General features: G+C 61.1%; 15 protein-coding genes and 1 pseudogene. 5 read left to right on the top strand and 11 right to left on the bottom strand.

Annotated elements, in window-relative coordinates; all coding sequences use genetic code 11:
* The first annotated feature begins 12 nt into the window (after window positions 1-12).
* On the top strand, window positions 13-330 hold the full coding sequence (locus tag CG471_RS01345) for a hypothetical protein (RefSeq protein WP_257211385.1): 318 nt from the start codon (window positions 13-15) through the stop codon (window positions 328-330).
* A gap of 38 nt (window positions 331-368) precedes the next feature.
* On the opposite strand, the gene CG471_RS01340 is transcribed toward CG471_RS01345, so the two are convergent.
* Both CG471_RS01340 and CG471_RS01335 read right to left on the bottom strand, forming a co-directional pair.
* Entirely contained in the window at window positions 369-1,631 is a 1,263-nt protein-coding gene (locus CG471_RS01340; protein ID WP_062069318.1) for a Y-family DNA polymerase, read from the bottom strand.
* 6 nt (window positions 1,632-1,637) lie between these two features.
* Window positions 1,638-2,087 (bottom strand): LexA family transcriptional regulator, encoded by a 450-nt coding sequence (locus CG471_RS01335; protein WP_082635356.1) that lies wholly within the window; start codon window positions 2,085-2,087, stop codon window positions 1,638-1,640.
* 515 nt (window positions 2,088-2,602) lie between these two features.
* Between CG471_RS01335 and CG471_RS01330 the strand changes: the two genes are divergently transcribed.
* On the top strand, window positions 2,603-4,606 hold the full coding sequence (locus tag CG471_RS01330) for a serine hydrolase (RefSeq protein ID WP_099230047.1): 2,004 nt from the start codon (window positions 2,603-2,605) through the stop codon (window positions 4,604-4,606).
* 460 nt (window positions 4,607-5,066) lie between these two features.
* Here the strand turns inward: CG471_RS01330 and CG471_RS29985 are convergent, their stop codons facing one another.
* The 5 genes from CG471_RS29985 to CG471_RS01310 form a co-directional block, all read right to left on the bottom strand.
* Window positions 5,067-5,480, bottom strand: a complete 414-nt coding sequence (locus CG471_RS29985) for a hypothetical protein (RefSeq protein WP_143560118.1) — start codon at window positions 5,478-5,480, stop codon at window positions 5,067-5,069.
* Window positions 5,481-5,792: 312 nt separating this feature from the next.
* A protein-coding gene (locus CG471_RS01325) for an IS3 family transposase (protein ID WP_159832335.1) occupies window positions 5,793-7,156 on the bottom strand; the annotation gives its coding sequence in 2 pieces (ribosomal slippage) (window positions 5,793-6,806 and window positions 6,809-7,156; 1,362 coding nt in all).
* 39 nt (window positions 7,157-7,195) lie between these two features.
* Complete coding sequence (locus CG471_RS30470) at window positions 7,196-7,480, bottom strand: IS110 family transposase (protein WP_062069312.1); 285 nt, start codon at window positions 7,478-7,480, stop codon at window positions 7,196-7,198.
* An 87-nt stretch (window positions 7,481-7,567) separates the two neighbouring features.
* On the bottom strand, window positions 7,568-8,689 hold the full coding sequence (locus tag CG471_RS01315; protein WP_062069309.1) for a hypothetical protein: 1,122 nt from the start codon (window positions 8,687-8,689) through the stop codon (window positions 7,568-7,570).
* On the bottom strand, window positions 8,686-9,327 hold the full coding sequence (locus tag CG471_RS01310) for a recombinase family protein (RefSeq protein WP_021317591.1): 642 nt from the start codon (window positions 9,325-9,327) through the stop codon (window positions 8,686-8,688). The genes CG471_RS01315 and CG471_RS01310 overlap by 4 nt, the downstream gene beginning before the upstream one ends.
* A gap of 133 nt (window positions 9,328-9,460) precedes the next feature.
* Here CG471_RS01310 and CG471_RS01305 point away from each other — a divergent pair.
* The 3 genes and pseudogenes from CG471_RS01305 to CG471_RS31725 all read left to right on the top strand — a co-directional run bounded on the left by CG471_RS01305 (window position 9,461) and on the right by CG471_RS31725 (window position 14,218).
* A pseudogene (locus CG471_RS01305) lies at window positions 9,461-12,429 on the top strand (Tn3 family transposase).
* Window positions 12,430-12,505: 76 nt separating this feature from the next.
* Window positions 12,506-13,609, top strand: coding sequence for an IS110 family transposase (locus CG471_RS01300; RefSeq protein ID WP_373562036.1), 1,104 nt, complete (start codon window positions 12,506-12,508; stop codon window positions 13,607-13,609).
* 276 nt (window positions 13,610-13,885) lie between these two features.
* Entirely contained in the window at window positions 13,886-14,218 is a 333-nt protein-coding gene (locus CG471_RS31725; protein WP_099230041.1) for an SIMPL domain-containing protein, read from the top strand.
* Between the two features lie 387 nt (window positions 14,219-14,605).
* Here CG471_RS31725 and CG471_RS01290 read toward each other — a convergent pair whose 3' ends face one another.
* Genes CG471_RS01290 through CG471_RS01275 form a run of 4 tightly spaced genes read right to left on the bottom strand, consistent with a single transcriptional unit; the run spans window position 14,606 to window position 20,999 of the window.
* On the bottom strand, window positions 14,606-15,733 hold the full coding sequence (locus CG471_RS01290; RefSeq protein WP_099230039.1) for an ABC transporter permease: 1,128 nt from the start codon (window positions 15,731-15,733) through the stop codon (window positions 14,606-14,608).
* 1 nt (window position 15,734) lies between these two features.
* On the bottom strand, window positions 15,735-18,482 hold the full coding sequence (gene rbbA / locus CG471_RS01285) for a ribosome-associated ATPase/putative transporter RbbA (protein WP_062069301.1): 2,748 nt from the start codon (window positions 18,480-18,482) through the stop codon (window positions 15,735-15,737).
* A 4-nt stretch (window positions 18,483-18,486) separates the two neighbouring features.
* Entirely contained in the window at window positions 18,487-19,560 is a 1,074-nt protein-coding gene (locus CG471_RS01280; RefSeq protein WP_062069299.1) for an HlyD family secretion protein, read from the bottom strand.
* On the bottom strand, window positions 19,557-20,999 hold the full coding sequence (locus CG471_RS01275; RefSeq protein ID WP_231746499.1) for an efflux transporter outer membrane subunit: 1,443 nt from the start codon (window positions 20,997-20,999) through the stop codon (window positions 19,557-19,559). Before CG471_RS01275 ends, CG471_RS01280 begins: the two co-directional genes overlap by 4 nt.
* Window positions 21,000-21,084: the final 85 nt, after the last annotated feature.

Raw genomic sequence — 21,084 nt, 5'->3', positions numbered from 1 at the left:
AAAGGCGCAAAATTGGCAACCTTGAAGCCTGACACCACTTCCTCAGAAGTGATCAATGATCCAGTATGCTACTGCACGCTTGGATTCTCTTGGCTAATCGTGTCAGCGCTGGGCCTACTTCCGCTAGTGGAGGCGACGCTGCAACACTCCCCTTCCATCACGCCGCCGGTCACCGCTGCTTTCTTTATTGCAGTTGGCAGCGGAGCTATCTTACGGCGTCGATATTCCTGGATTGGGGTAGCGCTGCACATCTACAGCCAGATTGCCATCTGGCTGTCCCTGTTCTGTGCATCGCTTACGATGGTCCTGATCTGGCTCGCTCCGCAATGAGTTAAGCGTTCTCGCAGATCACTGGCGTCGCGCCGCCTTTAGCGAGCAACTGGCACTTGGTCGATGCGCGTCGTCCATGACGGGCTTTTGAAGGTGCGCTTGGTATCGTATGACTTGGCGCCCATACCTTCAGATGCGAGGCGCAGCGTATTGCGGCCGAATCTGTCATTGATACCGTCGAGCGCGGCCAGCAAGGCTGGTGAGCGTGGATCAGGTGAGGCAAAGAGATCCTGCTGTGCGCCGGACTCCGGCTCCAACCCTTCTAGCATGACGCCGCACTTACTGTAGACCGCGCCCTGCTCAAACATTGCTTCGGCCATGCGCGCCGCGGTGCCGGCGATCACGCGAGGATCGTTTGTCGAGGGTGACATTCGGGCGACTTTAGACGCCGATGGAGCATTAGGCTTGAACCGGCTGCCGTGCGCGAACGCAATCAACCTGCAAGCCTGAAGTTTCTGAGCGCGGATCTTTTCGGCTGCGCGTACTGCCCGTCTTACCATCGCTTCGCGCAGCACCTCACGATCGCGGACCGGATCTCCGAACGTCCGCGTGACCGCAGTGGACTTCAGTGCTTCAGGCTCTGGCTGGAAGTCGCTGCACTCCACGCCGTTCAACTCTCGCACCAGGCGCTCGAGCACGACAGTACCGACGTCGCGGGCAACATCGGGGGGCATCGCTGCAAGATCGGCTGTTGTGCGGATGCCTAATGGGTGCAGGCGCTTCGCCATGGCTTTGCCGATGCCCCATACTTCCTCGACCGGCCATTCGGCGAACATGCGCCGGCGAAGGCCCTCGTCGTGAAGGTCGATGACACCGTTCCATACCTTCTCTGACGCCTTCGCCAGAGCATTGGCGACTTTGCTCAGCGTCCGTGTCGGGCCAAGTCCGATCCGGGTTGGGAGGCCGACATGCTGTTTAATGGTTGCGCGGATGCGCTGAGCTTGCTCAACATCGCCAAGGCCAGAAGGTAGAAGTGGCAAGCGAAAGAACGACTCATCGATTGAATATATCTCGACGGTATCGCTAAACTCGGACAGAACCATATTGAAACGACGGTTCATGTCCGAGTAGAGTTCATAGGAACTCGATCGATATTGTACGCCATGACGCTTCACGATGTCGCGTATCTTGAACATGGGTGCCCCCATGGAAATGTGAAGAGCCTTGGCTTCAGCTGATCTTGCGATGGCGCAGCCATCCCCATTCGATAACACTATCAGCGGCACATTGCGCAGCGTTGGATCGAAGACCCGCTCGGCCGAGCAATAGAAATTCTCGATGTCGACGATCGCCCAGCTCATGACGGATCAGGCCTGAAGGTTGCGGACGCTGGCACGCACCACGCCCCACACCTCGACGCTCTCATCCGCGACGACCGGATCATAATGCATGCGGCTGTTCCGCGCCTCGAGCGTCGGGATGCCATTACGAACGCAAAGTTGGCGGACGACAAATCCGCCATCCACCACAGCGATGACTATGCGGCCGTTTACCGGCTTCGCGTCGCGATCGACCACAAGCACATCGGAATCGAACAAACCGGCATCGAGCATAGATTGTCCGCTGACACGGAACACAAAGCTGGCAGCACGATCGAGGCGGAGGAGGTCGACGAGGTTAATCGCTGATTCCTCCCAGTCCTGTGCGGGGCTGGGAAAGCCCGCGCCGGCAGCCCCGACAACCTTTAGTTGCACGGGACGCGGGAGATCTCGGAGCGGAATCGGGGTTGATGCAGGTATGGCAGGAGCGCAGGACATTGCCCCCCATACCGCAAATTAGAACGGGAAGGGAACATAGGAAAAACACAACACGTACATTGTGTGGCGGGGGCATCATAACTGACTCTGCGTTGCACGCGAGGCTGACTCTACGTTGCATAGTGACTGGGGTTTGCCTCGGGCAAGCAACGCTACGGGAAGGCAGGATCAGCGTGGAGCCTTCAACCTCGCGCAGCGCTGATCCTGCTCTGCACAACATTTGTTGGAATCGCTGATTGGACCCGTCGCTCTGCGATGGGCCCCCTCAATGAACGGCCCGCCTGCAACACGCAACTGGTGGGGGCATGGCCCTGCTAATGGCCAGGATTGGCCGATTTTTGACTGACGGCTTAGGGGGCGCACGAAGCAGATAGCTGCCTGTCGTCTTTCTGGGTGGGGACATGGCTATAACTGCCGGTCGGCCGCCGCCCCGTTTCTGTGCAACCGCTTTTGGAGGACAATTCTTCCATCATGGCCTAGTTCGGCGGCATACCGTCGAATGAGGTTTTCGCGCAATGAAACACATCTGGGCCGTATTCGCGGTCGCGTTAGTGGCCTGCACTATTCCGTCATTCCCTTGGAGTGCACTGGCGCAAGAGAAGTCAGCTGATTTTGGCGCAGGGGATCAGAAGACTGCCGTGGCGGAGAAACGGGCTCCCCCAATCGCCCAGTACAGCGAACCTGAAGGGTGGAGTGTTGAGAGGCGTAAGCGCGTAACCATTCTTCGCCCGGCCGAGCGGACTAACTTCATCGCCATTGTCGAAGTGGGCGCACAGGCGAACGCTGCTGCTGCAGCTGCAGCAGCCTGGAAGGTGCTCGGTCCCAGTCAACCTTGGCCGGTTCGCCTTGTTTCGGATCGCGCCGGGCGAGATGGTTGGGACGCAAGTGCCATTATCGACTATCAAGTTCCCCCATCGCTCCATACCGTCGTTGTGGCCGCACCCCACTTGAGCAAGGGCCGGTGGATCGTGCTGATCCAAAACGCCGCGGAGGATGTTGCGGAGCGGCGAGGTGCGGCCTTTGGCTTGGTCTGGGACACGCTGCAGCCCGCTGGCTATGTCAGGGAGAGCTTCACCGGGCGGCATGCCCACAAGCTGGACGCCGATCGCGTGCGGATCATCAAGGCGTTTGTGGCCGACTCCATGAAGCAGTTCGAGATCCCTGGTGTCGGTCTGGCTCTGATCCAAGATGAAAAAATCGTCTATGAAGGCGGTCTCGGCGTCCGCGAGGTTGGTCGATCGGAGCCGGTCGACACGCATACCCGGTTCCTCGCGGCTTCCAATACGAAGGGCATGACGACATTACTTCTCGCCAAGCTCGTCGATGAGGGGCGTCTGTCGTGGGATCAGCCGGTCACCAGTGCATATCCAGCCTTTAGGTTGGGAGATCGTGACCTCACTTCCAAGGTGCTCATCAGGCAGCTGGTTTGCGCATGCACCGGCCTTCCGAGGCGAGATTTCGAATGGACCTTCGGCCGCTCACGCGAAACACCAGCATCAATCGTGTTCAGCGAACTGGCGACAACCAACCCCACCAGTGGATTCGGCTCAACTTTTCAATACAGCAATACGCTGGCAGCGGCTGCAGGTTACGTCGCAGGGCATGTGCTCTATCCCGATGACGAGATCGGACTCGCCTACGATCGTGCGATGCGGGACAAAATCTTCAGGCCTCTGGGGATGGCAGATACGATATTCTCGACCGATATTGCCCTGTCTGGGAATCATGCTTCGCCGCACGGAGAGAACTTTGATGGATCAACAGTTCCGGCCGACCCCGCATTTGAATATTTGATTGAACCTTATCGACCAGCGGGCGGCGCCTGGTCGTCCGCGCACGACATGGCCCTCTATGTTAGGAACGAGCTTCTGTCTGGTGCCTCACCAGAGGGGAAACAGCTCTTTTCCAGAGCAAACATGCTTGAACGCCGAAAACCTGGCGTGCCGATCGGCAGGAATAGCCGGTACGGGCTGGGCCTGGTTGAAGATACCAGTTGGGGGGTGCCCGTCTTCCATCATGGCGGCGGCATGCCGGGCTACCAGACAGATGTGATCTTCGTTCCTGACGCTGGCGTCGGGGCAGTCCTTCTGACCAATTCAAACAGCGGCAGCCATCTGATGGCGCCGTTCTTGCGGAGGCTGCTTGAGGTCCTGTATGATGGCCTTCCGCAAGCGGAAAGCGATGTACGAAGCGCTGCCGCCATGCGGCTCGGTCAGTTGGAGCAACTCAGGGCAGAATTGACCACTCCGCCAGACGCCGCTCATCTGGAGAAAGAGTATAGAAGCCCGGAGCTGGGCCGGCTGATCGTGCGATCGGTTGGTGGCAGGCGAATCTTCCAATTCCCGGGGTGGGAAAGCGAGGTAGCATCCAGACGTAATTCGGATGGCACCACATCTTACGTGACGATCGCACCTGGAAGCGGCGGATACGAATTTGCGACTGACACCGGGTCGGGGAAACAGCCGCTTGTGATCCGGGATGGTCAGCATGAATATCGCTATACGGTCGTGAACCATTGACGGCGTTGAAGCGCTCGAAGATCTGGCCGGTCGAATTTCGGAATTCCAATGGCGCGCTCTATGACCGCTTACAGGAGTTGGAAAGACCTCGGTTGATGACTGGAGTGGGCGCGGACCAGACGTCTCCACAACCTGTCGTGCAATGATGAAGGGCGCATCGACGAGTCTCGAGTGCAATGGCGAGTCAGTTTCGTTCGCTCTGTGGAGTCAGTCTCGGTGCCGCCACTACATTGTGCCTATATCACGCTTGGAGCGATCTATCTGGGCTTAATGCCAACACGCCTAGAAGCCGCGCTCGATCGCCCTGCAAGAAGTTCAGCTTCCGCGTCACCCAACTAGGTGATGATCGTTGGTAGGATGACGATGCCGGCCTTCCGGTCCGACCGCGGCTGCCAAGTCGCTGCAAAAGGCCTCATTTGCTCCAGCGGGCCGTTTGTCCAATACCGCTCCGCACAATCCGCTAAAGCCCTTCAGGCCAGCTTCTTGCTTTAATTTCCTCTGCTCGCCACGGGCACGCTTGAATTAGGGTTTTCCTGAAGTCAGTTAGAATATTATCTCTCTCTGCCTTCTCATAGTCCAGGAACGCATCAATTGACCTCTGTCGCATAATTTGTTCGCTCGTAGTAAGTTTAGTTAGATGCAATGCTGGATAGTTTGCACCTGCGGATTGCCGCTTGCGATACCAAACGACGTATCGCTGTATCATTTCTGGCGAAAATTCGTTGTTATGTGTCTCTGCGTATTGGGCATCTGCTTCGACCCTATCAGCTAGTGCTCTTAATCTAGCCACCTGAGCCTTGGAAACGGCCGCGCATTGATTGCGGGCAGCTTGGTCCACTTCCGGCGATGTGGTGGCGAGCAGAATGAAGGCCATTGAAGCAATCATACCATGATGATGACCTAATAGCTTTGGCCCGTCCAGACTCGCTTCACCAGGCGCAAATTGTCGGCATTTTTTTGGGGGCGCAATAGGGTTGCTATATGGACCATATGCGCCACGGCTTTTGCGCTAGGCGCATATGGTATGATTTGCACCGCGCTGCTGATCATCTCTGGAACCGGGTCTTGATTGACTCTCGCAACAAGCGCCAATCTTTTTGAACCGCGTCACGTGTCCGTCGTCGAGACATTTGGCACAGATCGGGGCGTGGATTAGCGGAGAGCGAGCCTCGTCTGGGGGTTGATGTTAGGCGGCGAGCTTGCGGTGAAGCAAGCGGCGATATTCGATGGTTTTTTGCTTGATGGTTTCGCGACGCTTGATGATAGCGGGAGCCCTGCCGAAGTAGGCGTCAGCGGGCGTCACGTTGTTCAGGCTCTCGTGGTAGCGCTGGTGATTGTAGTGCTCCACGAACGCTTCGATCTGGGCTTCGAGGTCGCCGGGCAGGAAGTAATGTTCCAACAGGATGCGATTCTTCAAGGTCTGGTGCCAGCGCTCGATCTTGCCCTGCGTTTGCGGATGCAACGGGGCGCCACGGACGTGACTCATCTGCTGGGCCTCGATGTACTCGGCGAGTTCGCCCGCGATGTAACTGGGGCCGTTGTCGGATAGTAGCCGGGGCTTGTGCAGGACCGTGGCGCTGTCGCAGCCCGATGCCTTGAGGGCCAAGTCCAGCGTGTCAGTGACGTCCTCGGCGCGCATGTTGGTGCACAGTTTCCAGGCAATGATGTAGCGCGAGTAGTCGTCGAGCACGGTCGACAGGTACATCCAGCCCCACCCGATGATCTTGAAGTAGGTGAAGTCGGTTTGCCACATCTCATTCGGCCGGGTGGTCTTCGTGTGGAACTGGTCAGCGGCCTTGATCACGGTATAGGCTGGACTGGTGATCAGGTCATGGGCCTTCAACAGGCGGTAAACCGTGGCTTCCGACACGAAATAGCGCTTCTCGTCGGTGAAGCGCACCGCCAGTTCGCGAGGGGAAAGCTCGGTCGCCTCGAGCGCCATCTCGACGATCTGCGCGCGGATATCCTCGGTGATGCGGTTCCACACCCGGCTCGGCGCCGAGGGGCGATCCTCCAGGGCTTCAGGACCGCCCTCAAGGAAGCGGTCATACCAGCGGTAGAACGTCCGGCGAGGAATACCCAGCTTGTCCAGAGTGTGCTTGGCCGGCAGGTGCGACTGCTCGACGATCCTGATAATCTCCAGCTTTTCTGCGGCGGGGTACCTCATTCGTCGTCGCCCCCATCCGCGATCATGCTTTTTTTGAGCAGGCGGTTTTCCAACGTCAGGTCAGCAACGCATTCCTTCAGGGCACGGGCTTCACGGCGCAGATCCTGCACCTCGCCCGTGGTCGCAGAACGGGCGGTATCGCCCGCGAGCCGGCGTTTGCCGGCCTCCATGAACTCTTTCGACCAGGTGTAGTAGAGGCTCTGGGCGATGCCTTCACGCCGACACAGCTCGGCGATGCTGTCCTCGCCGCGCAATCCATCGAGCACGATGCGGATCTTGTCCTCGGCCGAGAAATGCCGCCGCGTCTGTCGGCGAATGTCTTTCACCACGGCTTCGGCAGAGGCCTTTGCTGGCGATTTTCGCAAGGAGGGTTTGGGCTTCATCTTCGTTCCTTCGTCACTACGACGAAGCCCAAACCCTCCTTAAATCTCAACCCCTAATCTGTGCCATGGGCGCTGACGCCGGACACATTCAGCCCCCAGATCCACTAACTGACGATGAATTCCGTAGCCACAGCCGCCTGCTTCATAACAAAAATGCAGCGCGACATCTGGGCTGCTCAGTCGGGCCACCAGACGCCGGATCGAATCCTGCGTGTTGGGTATGGTCCCGTAGAACCGGATTTCTCCAGCCCGACCGTCATCGGCGAGCGCAACTGCAATCGTCTCTTTATGGACATCGAGGCCGACAAACTTGCTGATCGACATTGTCATTCTCCTTCCTGACAAGCTGAGCTTACGCCCCACCTGCCTCGAAGCGCGAGGCGAATGACGGTCATTGGGTCTAACGCTTGTTCAGAGCGCTTTCAGGGTGTGGAGCAGTAAGTGTGAAGCCCGTTTGATCGCGCCATCGTAACGGCCGAACGCGAACGCCACCGCCTCTGTCTGCCTCTGGATCATGCTGGAATGCCGTTCGAACGCCCGATCGACTGCGGCGAGAACATCGTCGGCACCTGATGCGACCTCTCCCAGATGCCAACCGGCATAGCGTGGATCGTCCTGCCAGCTTACGTCATGGGCATTGATGAAAGCGACCGGTCGAGGCGTGGCGATAAATTCGTAAAGCTGGCTCGACATGTCGCCCAGATAGAGGTCGGCCGACCTCGAATAGGTCATGTCGAAGAGCCGGGGAGAATCCAGATCGACGGCGATGTGCCCCGGCACGGCAAGTTCAAGCCATTGCGCCCGTGCTGCCCGATCCAGGTTCTCGAACGCGCGGACGTGGGGAGCGAAGACTAGGTTATATCGCTCCTGTTCGCGGAAGCGGGCGATGACATCGCGAGCGATGCCGATCGAAGATAGCGCGGGATCGAAATGGGGATTGTACAAGACGGTCGGGCGATGATTATCGAACAATCGTGGCCCAGCTGGCAAGGCCTGCAGATAGTCCATCTTCACATAGCCAATGGCCGAGAGCCGCTTCCGGTCCAGGCCCTGCGCGACGGCTCGCTCGATGTCCTTCTGTCCGGGCACGAAAATGGCGTCGAAGGCTTTCAGCCTCGCTTCGGAAGATGGCGCGCGATCACCGGCGCCGTGGCGGAAATGCACCAGTGGACGCCGCCATCCCAGCCACCGCAAGGCAGCCGAGGTTCGCTCCGGGACGATGATGGCCTCAGAATTGCGGGCTAGCCATCGGATCCGCGCCAGCAAGGGGCCTTTCGCCGCCGAGCGGATGCCCGTCACGCGCGCTGCGATTCTGCCTGCCCAAGGCCAGGCGATCTGCGTCACGGTCATCGCGCTGGCTTTCATCGCCGCGCCCACCGCGCCCAGGGCGGCGGCAGTACGATCGTCGGCGCAAATGCAGCAGACTGTGATATCCGGATGACTCAGGCTGAGTTCGGCAGCGACTGGAGCGAGATGCAGGACCTGATGCTCCCCTCCAATAAAGATGAAGGCGAGATTGTTCAAAATCGTCATGACTTATCCAGTGATCGCGCCTTTCGAGCGAGAAGCTTCTGTCCGTCCGCCCGGATTTCCCCTTTCGGCGTGACATGTCGGTAGAGTGTCTGCCGGGTGATGCCCAACTCGGCGCATAATTCGGCGACTTTTGTCTCTGGCTTCCCCATCGCGGCTTGGGCGAGGCGCAGCTTGGCGGGCGTCATTTTAAAAGGGCGTCCCCCATGCCGCCCGCGCACGCGGGCTGAGACGAGGCCGGCACGGGTACGCTCGACGATCAGCTCACGCTCGAACTCGGCAAGGCCGGCGAAAATCGCGAAGATCAGCCGACCATTAGCAGTGGTGGTGTCGATCGACGCGCCTTCACCCGCCAGCACCTTGAGGCCGATGCCACGCCTGGTCAGGTCGCCGACTGTGTTGACGAGGTGACGCAGATCGCGGCCGAGCCGGTCTAGCTTCCAGATCACGAGCGTGTCGTCGCGGCGTAGCGCTTTCAGACAGGCGTCCAGCCCCGGTCTCTTGTCGAGCCGGCCAGAAGCAGCGTCCTCATAAATGTGGTCGGGATCGATGCCGGCCGCGATTAGCGCATCGCGCTGGAGATCATGGACCTGGCTGCCATCCGCTTTGGACACCCGTGCATAACCGATCTGCGTAGTCACATATACGTCCGATTGCGTGACATGGCGGTGTTGCCCGTCAACTTCCTCCTGTTATTTAACATAATCCGTCTTTCAGTCTATGCTCCGTGAACAGGCGCGCTTTCCTGTTTCGTGACACGTCAACAGGATGTCGATGTCGCCCAAGACCATATTGTCGCCCGCGCAGCGCATGGCGATCTTCGATCCCCCGACCGACCGCGAGACGATCGAGCGGATTTACACTCTCGGCCCCGATGACCTGACACAGGTGATGAAGCGCCGGGGCGGAGCGAACCGCATCGGCTACGCTGTCCAGATTTGCTATATGCGCCATCCGGGCCGTGGCCTGCTTCCCAGTGAAGTGCCGGCCATCGCCATGCTCGCTTTGCTGTGCGAACATTGCGGGTGCCACCCTGATGATTTTCCAGCCTATGCCGCCCGCGCCACGACACTTCGCGAACATCGCGCGGAAATCGAGGTATGGCTGGGCCTGCGCCCTTTCAGCAGGGCGGACGTGAGGACCATGCTCTCCTTGGGGCTGGAGATCGCCGCATCGACCGATCGCGGCGAAACGATCGTTGCAGGCATGGTGGACCGGCTTCGGCTTGACCGTATCGTCCTGCCTGCTGCATCGACACTCGAACGTCTCGCTCTCATCGCCCGAACGCAAGCGCGCAAAGCCGCCAATATCGGTCTGATCCGCGACTGTTCGGCCGAACAAGAAGCTGCATTGGAGCAGCTTGTCACCTCTGACGATCACGGCCGCACCCCGCTTGGCTGGATACGCGACTGGTCGGAATCTCCCTCGGCATCGAACCTGAAAGCCCTTGTCGCTAGGCTTGACACGGTGAGGGCCATCGGGATCACGGCGGACCGCGCCCGCCGCATCCATGCCGCACGCTATGCCGTGATCGCGCGAACCGCCGGCATCGTCACCGCCCAGCACCTTCGCCGTCTCGAACGGTCTCGACGCCTTGCGATGCTCACGGCATTCGCCATCGAAATGGAAGCAGCGTTGACCGACGCCGCACTTGTCATGGTCGAAAAGATGGTGGGATCGCTGTTCCGCCGCGCCGATCGCACCCGATCGGATCGATTACTGGGGCAGGCAAAGCTGCTAAAGGACACCGCGCGCGTTCACGTTCAGCTCGGCCGCCTACTGCTCAACGCCTATGCCGATGGGGGCGATGCCTTCGCGGCGATCGAGGATCGTATGGGGTGGGATGAACTCGTGCGCAGCGTCCGCTGCGCGGAGGATCTCACCCGGGCAGGCGACGACGGCCTTGAGGAAGTGGTGGAGCGCTACCCCGCTGCCCGCAAGTTCGCGCCGACCTTCCTCGCCGCGTTCACCTTTCGCGCGTCGCGTGCAGGCGACCCGCTGCTCTCGGCCGTCGAGACGCTGAAGAAAATGTATCGTGATGGCCGTTCGGTCCTCCCGAAGCAGGTTCCGACGAGCTTCATCAAGCCGCGCTGGCGCAAGGTCGTGCAGTCGGAGGGAGGAACGATCGACCGGCGGGCCTATGAGATAGCGGTGATCGTCCATCTGCGCGAGCGCATCGGCTCAGGCAGTATCTGGGTGGACGGCAGCCGGGCCTACCGGACGCTCGACGACTATCTCCTACCCGTGCCAGCGTTCGAGAACATGCGCGCGGACAACACTCTCAATCTGGCCGTGGTGCCCGACTTTACGGCATGGATCGACGAACGGCGGACACTGCAGACCAAGCGCATGAGCGAGGTCGAGCGGGCGGCGGAGGCAGATGAGTTGACCGATGTCACCATTGAGCGCGGGCAACTGCTGATTTCTCCCTTCCGCCGCATCGTATCCGACGATGCCGAGACATTGAAGGCCAGACTCTACGCGATGCTGCCGCGCGTGCGGATCACCGATCTGCTGGTCGAGGTGGCGGCTTGGTCCGGCTTCTCCGATCACTTCGTCCATGCCCGAAGCGGAGCGCCGGCCTCAGATCAATCCGCGCTGATGGCGGCGATCTTGGCCGATGCAACCAATCTTGGGCTGGGCCGCATGGCGGAAAGCTCACGCGGGCTGACCCTGGCGCGCCTGCGCTGGACGGCGGAATGGCATGTGCGCGACGAAACCTATCTCTCGGCGCTGGCGGCGATCGTCGATTGCCACACCGCGCATCCGTTGGCGAGCGTATGGGGGCCAGGCGATACATCGTCGTCTGATGGACAGTTCTTCCGGGCAGGCGGGCGCGGGGAAGCGCGGGCCGATCATAATGCCCGCTACGGTTCGGAACCCGGCGTGCTGTTCTACACCCATGTGACCGACCGATTCACGCCGTTCCACACCAAGGTCATCGCCGCCAATGCCGGAGAGGCCGCCCACGTTCTCGATGGCTTGCTGGATCATGAAAGCGAACTGGTGATCCGGGAGCACGCGACGGACACCGCCGGCGCCGTCGATCATGTGTTCGGGCTTTGCCATCTGCTCGGTTTCCGCTTCGCCCCGCGTATCCGCGATCTCAACGAGCGCCGCCTTTACGGCCTATCACCGCTCGACCCCTGGCCGACCCTTCGCGCACTTGTCGCCGGTCCGATCAATGTTCGCGCCATCGAAGAGAATTGGGACGAAACCTTGCGTCTCGCAGCTTCAATCCGCGCTGGCACTGTCAGCGCCTCGGCCATGCTGCGCAAGCTCTCCGGCTATCCGCGCCAGAACCCCGTCGCGCGCGCCTTGCGGGAGATCGGGCGGATCGAGCGCACCCTGTTCATGCTCGACTGGTTCGATGATCCCGAACAGCGCCGCCGCACCGGCAGCATTCTCAACAAGGGCGAGGCACGCAACGCGCTCGCCCGCGCGATTTTCTTCAACCGTCTCGGCGAGCTGCGCGACCGCACCTTCGAGAACCAGCGACATCGGGCATCCGGCCTGACCCTCGCTACCGCAGCCGTGACGTTATGGAACACCGTCTATCTCGATCGCGCCATTCGTCATCTGCGTAATAACGGCATCGAGGTGCCAGACGAGTTGGTTACCCATGTCGCCCCCTGGGCTGGGAGCATATTGGCCTCACCGGCGACTATCTCTGGAGCGAAATCGACAAACCCCGTGATCGGTTCAGACCCTTGCGCATCCAACCAACATGGCGCCAGCCTTAGACCCAATGACCGTCATTCGCCTCGCGCTTCGAGGCAGGTGGGGCGTAAGCTCAGCTTGTCAGGAAGGAGAATGACAATGTCGATCAGCAAGTTTGTCGGCCTCGATGTCCATAAAGAGACGATTGCAGTTGCGCTCGCCGATGACGGTCGGGCTGGAGAAATCCGGTTCTACGGGACCATACCCAACACGCAGGATTCGATCCGGCGTCTGGTGGCCCGACTGAGCAGCCCAGATGTCGCGCTGCATTTTTGTTATGAAGCAGGCGGCTGTGGCTACGGAATTCATCGTCAGTTAGTGGATCTGGGGGCTGAATGTAGCGTCATTGCGCCATCGGTCATGCCGCGCAAACCTGCGGACCGGATCAAGACCGACCGACGTGACGCGATGACGCTCGCCCGATTGCTACGGTCTGGTGAATTGACGGCGATCTGGGTCCCGGACGAGGCACACGAGGCTATCCGTGATCTGATTCGTGGGCGACGCCAGGCGAAACACGATTTGGTTGCTGGCCGGCAGATGCTGTTGAGTTTCCTTCTGCGCCATGGGCGCAAGTTCGCCGGTCGATCCAATTGGACCAAGGCGCACTGGCGATGGCTCGGTGAGCAGGCGTTTGATGCACCTCACCAGCAATTCGTATTCGGCGAAAGCATCCGCCGGATCGAGGAAGCACAACAGCGCTGCGATCGACTGGATGCAATGCTGGTGGAGGCATTACCCTATTGGTCTCTGGCGCCGTTGGTTCAGGCTCTGCAGGCCTTGCGTGGTGTCGGTTTGATTGTCGCCGCCACCTTAGTCGCAGAAATAGGCGACCTTGGTCGGTTCGATACCCCAAAACAGCTCATGGGTTGGCTGGGGCTGGTCCCGTCTGAGGCGTCGAGTGGTGCCCGGACGCGCAGAGGCACAATTACGAAGACCGGCAACCGCGAAGCGCGAGCAATGTTGGTGGAGGCGGCCTGGTCGTATCGACTACCAGCGCGGGAAGAACGCCGCTATCGAGCCCGGGTCGAGGGACTGCCGGATGAAGTCAAATCCATCGCCTGGAAAGCACAAGTCCGACTGTGCCAGCGCTACCGGATGTTGGCTGCGTCCGGGAAGCCCTTGCCGAAGGTCATCACGGCGATCGCTCGCGAATTGGTGGGATTTGTCTGGGACATCGGGCGACGTATGCAGCCCGCATGACGACGGCATCTCAAGTTATTGGACCTAATGGGCGTGCCGCGAAGACCAGGCAAGATGGGTAACCCTCGGCGTACGTTGGGGCAGGTTTCGACCGACGCCCGTGGTTAGAGAGAGGAAGGCCCACGACGGAAATGGGAAATGCGGTGGTCAATCCGCGGATGAGAGCATGATCAATCGTCGTCGATCGGCTCGCGGCACACCCATCAGGTTCATCATCAGTTTCAATTACACCGGACCTCAGTTTTGGTGTAGGTTCTCTGCGGCTCCGCTTCTAAAATGACGGTCATGAGAGCGTACGTTTTTGTCCATCCTCTCACCGGACCCCAAGACAAGGAGATACGGCGGCGCGGGGTCACGGAGGCGCTGGCCGAAGCCGAGCTGCAGGCGGAAACCATTGCGCGCGCATCCGGGGTCAAACTGGGCGGCGTCCTCAGCGTCTCAAATCTAAGCTTCAACGGCCCGGGCCCATATGACGACATCGTGGTTACGGCACAGCAGGTCAGCGCGCCGCCCCCGCCTCCGCCTCCCCCGCCTGTTGCGATCGGACTGAAACCTCGCGCGATCGAAACGCAGGTGCGCGTACAGGTTGTCTACGCGATTCAACCCTGAGCGTCAGACGCCGTTGTTGCGATCAACAGGAGCGATACGCGATTTCCCATTTGGTCGATTGATGACTGACCGCTCCGTCGAGCACGACAGACAGGCCATAGCCGACGCCTTGATGAATGCCGATCGTAGCAGATAACTCAATTGCGGGCTCGGGGCATCAACTGCCGCGTTGATTCAGATCGGGTTATGTGACGTTTATACCTTTGTCTGCGTGCATCCGCCGCACTCAGACCCGGCGGCCAATTCTTGTGACAAGTTCGAAGATCCGAGATTGAGGCTGGCCCGGCATGATATGACCCTCGAACATCTGCCTGTTAAGGCCCGGTCATCTCCATTACCCTCCTCCCAGCGCATCTTTTTGCGTGTCATTGGAGGCTCTCCCGTAATCTACGCCATCGATGCGATGGTCTTGCGAAACCGGCCCAATGCGATCGCGAAAAACAGTGCGCCTATGACCGTTACCGCCAGAAACTGGGGCCAGACCACGTCGAAGCCGGCGCCGCGGAACAGGATCGCCTGGCCCAGTTCGACAAAATGAGTCGTCGGTGCTGCCAGCATGACGTCCTGGACGATCTGCGGCATGCTTTCGCGCGGCGTCGTGCCCCCCGAAAGCATCTGGAGCGGCAGCAGCGCCAGCACAGCGAGCATGCCTAACTGGGGCATATTGCGTGCGAGCGTCGCCATGAAGATGCCGAGCGAGGTCGTCGCGAACAATGTCAGTGCCGCGCCAATGAAAAATAACGTCATCGATCCCGCAACCGGAACGCCGAGCGCGCCCCGCACGACCAGATTGAGGGACAGGAACGCGGCCAGAAGAACGACGATCCCCATGGACCAGACCTTGCTCATCATAATCTCGAAGGGGGTCACCGGCATGACCAGCAGATGTTCGATCGTGCCGCGCTCGCGCTCGCGGATCAGCGCAGCGCCCGTCAGGACGATCGACAGCAGGGTGATCTGGTTGATGATCTGGGAGAGGCCGCCGAACCAGCTCTTGTTCAGCGTCGGATTGAACCGGGCGCGCAATTCCAGATCGACCGGTAGACCAGCATTGCCACGATAGCGCTGTACGAATTCATTCGCTTCGCCAAGGACGATCTGCTGAATATAGCCGCTCCCGGTGAAGGCCTGTGACATGCGCGTCGCGTCGGTGTTGAGCTGGACCTCGGCGGGACGGCCGGCCAGCACGTCGCGCTGGAACCCCGACGGGATGTGCAGAACAAAGGTGTAGGTGCCTTCGTCCATGCCAGGATCGATCTGCGCGGGCGCGATCATAACCGGCGGGGTAAATTGGGGCGGATAGAAGGCCGACACGATTCGCTGCGAAAGTGGTGATCTGTCTTCATCGACAACCGCGAGCGAGGCCTTGTGCAGTGTCTCGGGCATGGAGGACGCGGCCGTGTAGACCGAGAAGGTGAAAGTGAACACGATCAGCACAAGCATCATCGGATCGCGCCACAGGCTCCACAGTTCCTTCACGCCTAGGCGATAGATGTTCGAAAGCTTCTGGCGCATGTCAGCTTTCCTGCTTCTTGAGGAGCTTGATCGCCAGGCCGACGATCACCGGCACCGTGATCACAAGCGGCCAGAAGGAATTGACGAGATCGCTAAATCCCAATGCCTTGTTGAACACGCCGCGCGTGATGGTGAACATGTGGCTTGCGGGATAGGTCTCGCCGATCAACCGTCCCATTCCCTCAAGCGAGGACACGGGATCGATCATCCCGCCATAAGTGATCGCCGGGATCAGCGTGCCGACCATGGCCAGGAACATCGCCGCTACCTGGGTTCGCGTTACAGCAGAGGCGAGCAATCCCATTCCGGTCGCGATCAGCGAGAAGAGCAGCCCGGCGACCAGCATCGCGGCGATGCTTCCGTTGGGCGATACGTCGAAGAGCAGGGCCGACACGAGCACCATGACGATAAAATTGATCATGGCGAGCGCGACATAGGGCAACTGCTTGCCCAGAAGAAATTCCGCGCGCGTCACCGGCGTCACATAAAGGTTGATGATCGCGCCGGTCTCCTTCTCGCGCACGACCGCCAGCGCCGCGAGCATCGCCGGCAGCATCAGCAGAAGCAGGGGAATGACCGCCGGTACCATCGCGGGCAGGCTTTTGACGTCGGGATTGTAGCGAAAGCGGTTTTCCACCGCGATCGAGCCGCCCGTGGCGCCGATCCCGGCCATGCGCATCTGATCGGCGAGCCAGTGCTGGTGGAGGCCCTGGACATAGCCCTGCACGGTCTCGCCCCGCATCGGCATCGCGCCGTCGAACCAGGCGGCGACCGCGACGCGCTCGCCGCGCAGCAGGTCGCGCCCGAAGCCGGGCGGGATCTCGATGGCGAGCGCGAGATCGCCGCTTTTCATCCGCCGGTCGAGATCGTCATAATCGGTGATGGGCGGCTGCTCGAGGAAATAGGGGGAGCCGGAAATATCGAGCTGATAGCGCTGGCTGATGCTGCTCTGGTCGCGGTCCAGCACTGCATAACGAAGATTGTCCACGTCCAGGCTGATGCCAAAGCCCATCACCAGCAGCAGGATCACCGAGCCCGCAATCGCGAGGGTTCCGCGCAAGGGATCGCGTCGCAATTCGAGCGTCTCCCGCCAGACATAGCTCAGCATGCGTTGCACGCTGAAGCGGCGACGCCTCCCATCGGCTTCGTGGATTTGTTCAGCCTCCACGACAGGAAGCTCACTGACCTCTGCCTCGCCATCGCCGCCCGCCTCCACCAGATAGCCGATGAATGCTTCCTCCAGTGACGCTGCCCCCCGCTTTTCGACCAGTGCCGCAGGGGCATCGCTGTCAAGGACCCGCCCGGCATGCATCATGGACATCCGGTCGCACCGCTCTGCTTCGTTCATGAAGTGGGTCGAGATGAAGATCGTCACCTTGTCCCGGCGTGACAGTTCGGCCAGCAAATTCCAGAAGGCGTCGCGTGCGACCGGATCGACGCCCGAGGTCGGCTCATCGAGAATCAGAAGCTCGGGCTTGTGGACCATGGCGACAGCGAGGCTCAGACGCTGGCGGATGCCGAGTGGCAGCTGCTCGGGCAGTTCGTCCATCACCGCTTCAAGACTGAAGCGGTCGGCCATTTCGGTGACCCGGCCAGGAATATCCTCGATCGGCACGTGGAACAGTCGCGCGTGCAGCTCAAGATTCTGTCGGACGGTCAGTTCGCCATAAAGCGAGAAAGCCTGGCTCATATATCCAACGCGCCTGCGGGTCTCGATATCGGCCGCATCGACCTTCTTACCGAACAACCAGGCTTGGCCTTCGCTCGCGGACAGCAGGCCGGTCAGCATCTTCATGGTGGTCGATTTGCCGCAGCCGTTGGAACCCAGAAAGCCGAAAATCTCGCCCCGGCGGATTCGAAAACTCACATGGTCGACGGCGACGAAATCGCCGAAACGCATCGTGAGATCCTTCGCCTCGATGGCGATGTCGTCTTCATCCACATCGAGCGGAGGTATTACCACCGCCTTATGGCCGCGCTTCCTTTCTTCAGGCAGCAGTTCGGCGAAGGCGGCCTCGAGATGATGCGCGCCTGTGCGCTCGAGAATCTCAGCCGGCGTGCCGGTCGCAAGCAGTGCGCCGTCATCCATCGCAACCAGCCAGTCGAAGCGCTCGGCCTCGTCCATATAGGCGGTCGCGACGATGACGCTCATGCCGGGACGCTCGCTGCGGATCCGCGCAATCAGATCCCAGAATTGCGCGCGCGCCAGCGGATCGACGCCTGTGGTCGGCTCGTCCAGGATCAGCAGATCGGGATCGTGGATGAGCGCGCAGCACAGGCCGAGCTTCTGCTTCATGCCCCCGGACAACTTCCCCGCCGGCCGCGAAAGGAAGGAATACAGGCCCGTGCTGCGCGTCAAAGCATCGATCCGGCGACGCCGTTCAGCCGCGCCATGGCCGAAAAGCCGCGCGAAAAACTGGAGATTCTCTTCCACCGACAGCGTCGGATAGAGGTTCCGGCCGAGCCCCTGGGGCATGTAGGCGATACGCGGGCAAACAGCCTCGCGATGGCGCCGGTCGGTCATGGCGCCACCCAGCACGTGGACCTCGCCCTCCTGAACAGCGCGCGCACCCGCTATGAGGGAAAGGAGGCTCGATTTTCCGACGCCATCGGGACCGATAAGACCGACCATGCGGCCCGCGACGATGTCGAGGTCGATGCCCCGAAGCGCTTCCGCCTTGCCGGAGTGCAGGCGCACTCCGGCAAGGCGGACGACCGGTGGCCCCTCGGGGGGCTGGGGGCGGGCCACCGGTCTACTCCTTCACCACATTGGCCAGGTTCTCGGGCCAGGGGGTGTCGGAATCGATGCGCACATAGGCCATGCCGGGAAGGCCCGTTTTCACCATGGCGATATGGCGCTCTAGCAGTTTCGGGTCGATCCTGGCCCGTACCCGGAACATCAGCTTCTGGCGCTCGCTCTGCGTCTCGACCGTCTTGGGCGTGAACTGGGCAACATCGGCCACGAAGCTGATTGTCGCCGGGATCACATATTGCGGCGCGGCGTCGAGCACGAGGCGCACTTCGCTGCCGATACGGACGCGTCCCGCGACGGTTTCGGGCAGGAAGAAGGTCATGTAGACGTCCGCCAGGTCGACGAGGTTCATCACCCGGCCACCGCCGGCGACCACCTCGCCGGGCTGAGCGACCCGGTACTGGATGCGGCCGCTGCGGGGAGCGCGCAGGTCGCTGTCGCGAATATCGGCCTCGATACGCTGGATGGTCGCGCGCGCGGCATCGACATTGGACCGGGCGCCGATGACCTGGCTTCGCGCCGTGCCGATGGCGGAATCGACAGCGGCAAGTTGCGCTTTGGCAGCCTCCACCGCTGCGGTGGCGCCTTCTACCTGGGCCTGATCGTCATCGCGCTCCTGAACCGCGGTCGCCCCTTCGCGCGCGAGTGTCTCGGAACGCCCGAGCCGCTTGCGCGCCGCATTGAGTTCCGCCTCGCGCTGCCGCACGCCGGAAAATGCCGCCGCACGCTCGCTTTGCCGCTGCGCAACCTGGCTTTCGGCGATCAGTATGGCATTTTGCGCCTGGGCGAGCTGCGCCTCGGCCTCCGCTTTCTGGGCGCTCAGGACATCGATATCCATATGGGCGACCACCTGGCCCGCCTTCACGAACGCGCCCTCATCGGCGACGATGTCGCGTATCCTGCCGGGCGACTTGGCAGAAACATCGATTTCCACCGCCTCGATCCGGCCATTGCCGCTGACGATACCCTCGGGAAGCGCACCGGGCGCCAGCAAGCGCCAGGCAAGGTACAAGATCGCGACCAGCGTCACAGCGATGCCGCCCCGGATCAGCCATGTCTTCTGGGACGTCTTCATCGTTGTTGTTCTCCTGACATGGGATTGCCGGAGATGCCTGGGTCAAAACCCGGATCACCGACAAAGCCGCCGCCCAGGGCGGCATAAAGGGCGATGGCGCTGGCGAGATGAGCACGGCGCAGCTGCACCAGCGCCTGCTCGGTATCGAAAAGATCCCGCTGCGCATCGAGGACCTCGAGATAGGCTGAGCGGCCATGGTCGAACCGAAGTTGCGCCAGCCGCGCCCGCTCGCGCAGCGCTTCGAGCACGGTGCGGGTCGTCTCGATCTGCAGTGCCAGCTGGCGCCGCCGTACCAGCGCATCGGACACATCCCTGAACGCGCCCTGGACGGTCTTTTCATACTCCGCGACTGCCCCGACCTGCCTGGCCTTCATGACGTCGAGATTGGCCGCCAGCCGACCGCCGTTGAAGAGCGGTTGCGTGATCGTCGGCGTGAAGCTCCACGCCCGGCTGCCGTCGCCGAAGAGTCCGTCAAGGTCGGGGCTCGCCGTTCCGAAAGCCCCCGTCAGCGTAATGTTGGGGAAGAACGCCGCACGCGCCGCGCCGATATTGGCATTGGCGGCGCGCAGGCGGTACTCGGCCGCGATAATATCGGGGCGATTGGCGATCAGATCGGAAGGCAGGCCCGTCGGCAGATCGATCTGTGGCGCGGCCTGCGCGAGCCCGAGCGGACCCGGCGGGATCTCGACCGGCTGGCCGACAAGCAGGGCCAGCGCATTGCGATTGATCGCACGATCCTGTTCGAGGCTCTGCAGCACCGTCTGCGCCTGGGCGAGCAGAGTCTGGGCCTGGGTCATTTCGAGCTTCGAGCCTGAGCCCACCTCGTAGCGCCGGCGCAGGATCCGTAGCGATTCCGCACGGGTCGCAATCGTCTGCTCGGCGATCGCGACCCGCTCCTCATACTCGCGCTCGAGCAGATAGCCGTTGGCCACCTGGGCGATGAGATCGGTGGCGAGCGCGCGGCGCGCCTCTTCCGTCGCAAGATACTGGTTTCGTGCCGCGTCCCGCAGATTGCGCAGACGCCCCCAGAAATCGATCTCCCAGCCGGCGCTGAGCTGCGCGCTGACCTGTTTGACATCCAGGCTCTGGCTGCCGAGACCCGGCAGATTGATGATCGAGCGCCCGCGCGTGCCCGTCCCCACGGCATTGAGCTCGGGGTAGAGCGCGGATCCCTCGATCCGCCAGGCGGCGCGCGCTTCTGCGATGCGGGCAGCGGCAATCTGGATGTCGCGATTATTGTCGAGCGCCGTCGCGATCAGCGCGCGCAGATGGTCCTCGCGGAAGAAATCGCGCCACCCGATGCGAGCGATCGATGCGCCGCCCGATGTCGCACCGGGATAGTCCTGCGGAACCGGTTGCGCGGGCTGGACATGCGCGGGTGCGAAGGAACAACCGGCCAGAAGGAGCGGCATGGCCAGGACGATCGCGGCTTGCGTCAATCCAGGCCGGTGGTCCTTCAATTTCGCTGGAGCACTCATACCCTGTCGCGTCGTCCCCGTTTCGATAACAAATATGATCGGCCCC

This window comes from Sphingobium sp. IP1 (genome assembly GCF_002708645.1).
Lineage (GTDB): Bacteria > Pseudomonadota > Alphaproteobacteria > Sphingomonadales > Sphingomonadaceae > Sphingobium > Sphingobium yanoikuyae.
The sequence above is the reverse complement of the archived record's forward strand: the minus strand, read 5'-3'. Positions and strand labels throughout refer to the sequence as shown.

Excerpts from the sequence above, each read along its gene's own strand:
- CG471_RS31725 (WP_099230041.1), top strand. The coding sequence starts at position 13,886 with ATGACGGTCATGAGAGCGTACGTTTTTGTCCATCCTCTCACCGGACCC.
- CG471_RS29985 (WP_143560118.1), bottom strand. The coding sequence starts at position 5,480 with ATGGCCTTCATTCTGCTCGCCACCACATCGCCGGAAGTGGACCAAGCT.
- CG471_RS01315 (WP_062069309.1), bottom strand. The coding sequence starts at position 8,689 with ATGACGATTTTGAACAATCTCGCCTTCATCTTTATTGGAGGGGAGCAT.
- CG471_RS01290 (WP_099230039.1), bottom strand. The coding sequence starts at position 15,733 with ATGCGCCAGAAGCTTTCGAACATCTATCGCCTAGGCGTGAAGGAACTG.
- CG471_RS30470 (WP_062069312.1), bottom strand. The coding sequence starts at position 7,480 with ATGTCGATCAGCAAGTTTGTCGGCCTCGATGTCCATAAAGAGACGATT.
- CG471_RS01280 (WP_062069299.1), bottom strand. The coding sequence starts at position 19,560 with ATGAAGACGTCCCAGAAGACATGGCTGATCCGGGGCGGCATCGCTGTG.
- CG471_RS01330 (WP_099230047.1), top strand. The coding sequence starts at position 2,603 with ATGAAACACATCTGGGCCGTATTCGCGGTCGCGTTAGTGGCCTGCACT.
- CG471_RS01340 (WP_062069318.1), bottom strand. The coding sequence starts at position 1,631 with ATGAGCTGGGCGATCGTCGACATCGAGAATTTCTATTGCTCGGCCGAG.
- CG471_RS01300 (WP_373562036.1), top strand. The coding sequence starts at position 12,506 with ATGTCGATCAGCAAGTTTGTCGGCCTCGATGTCCATAAAGAGACGATT.
- CG471_RS01335 (WP_082635356.1), bottom strand. The coding sequence starts at position 2,087 with ATGTCCTGCGCTCCTGCCATACCTGCATCAACCCCGATTCCGCTCCGA.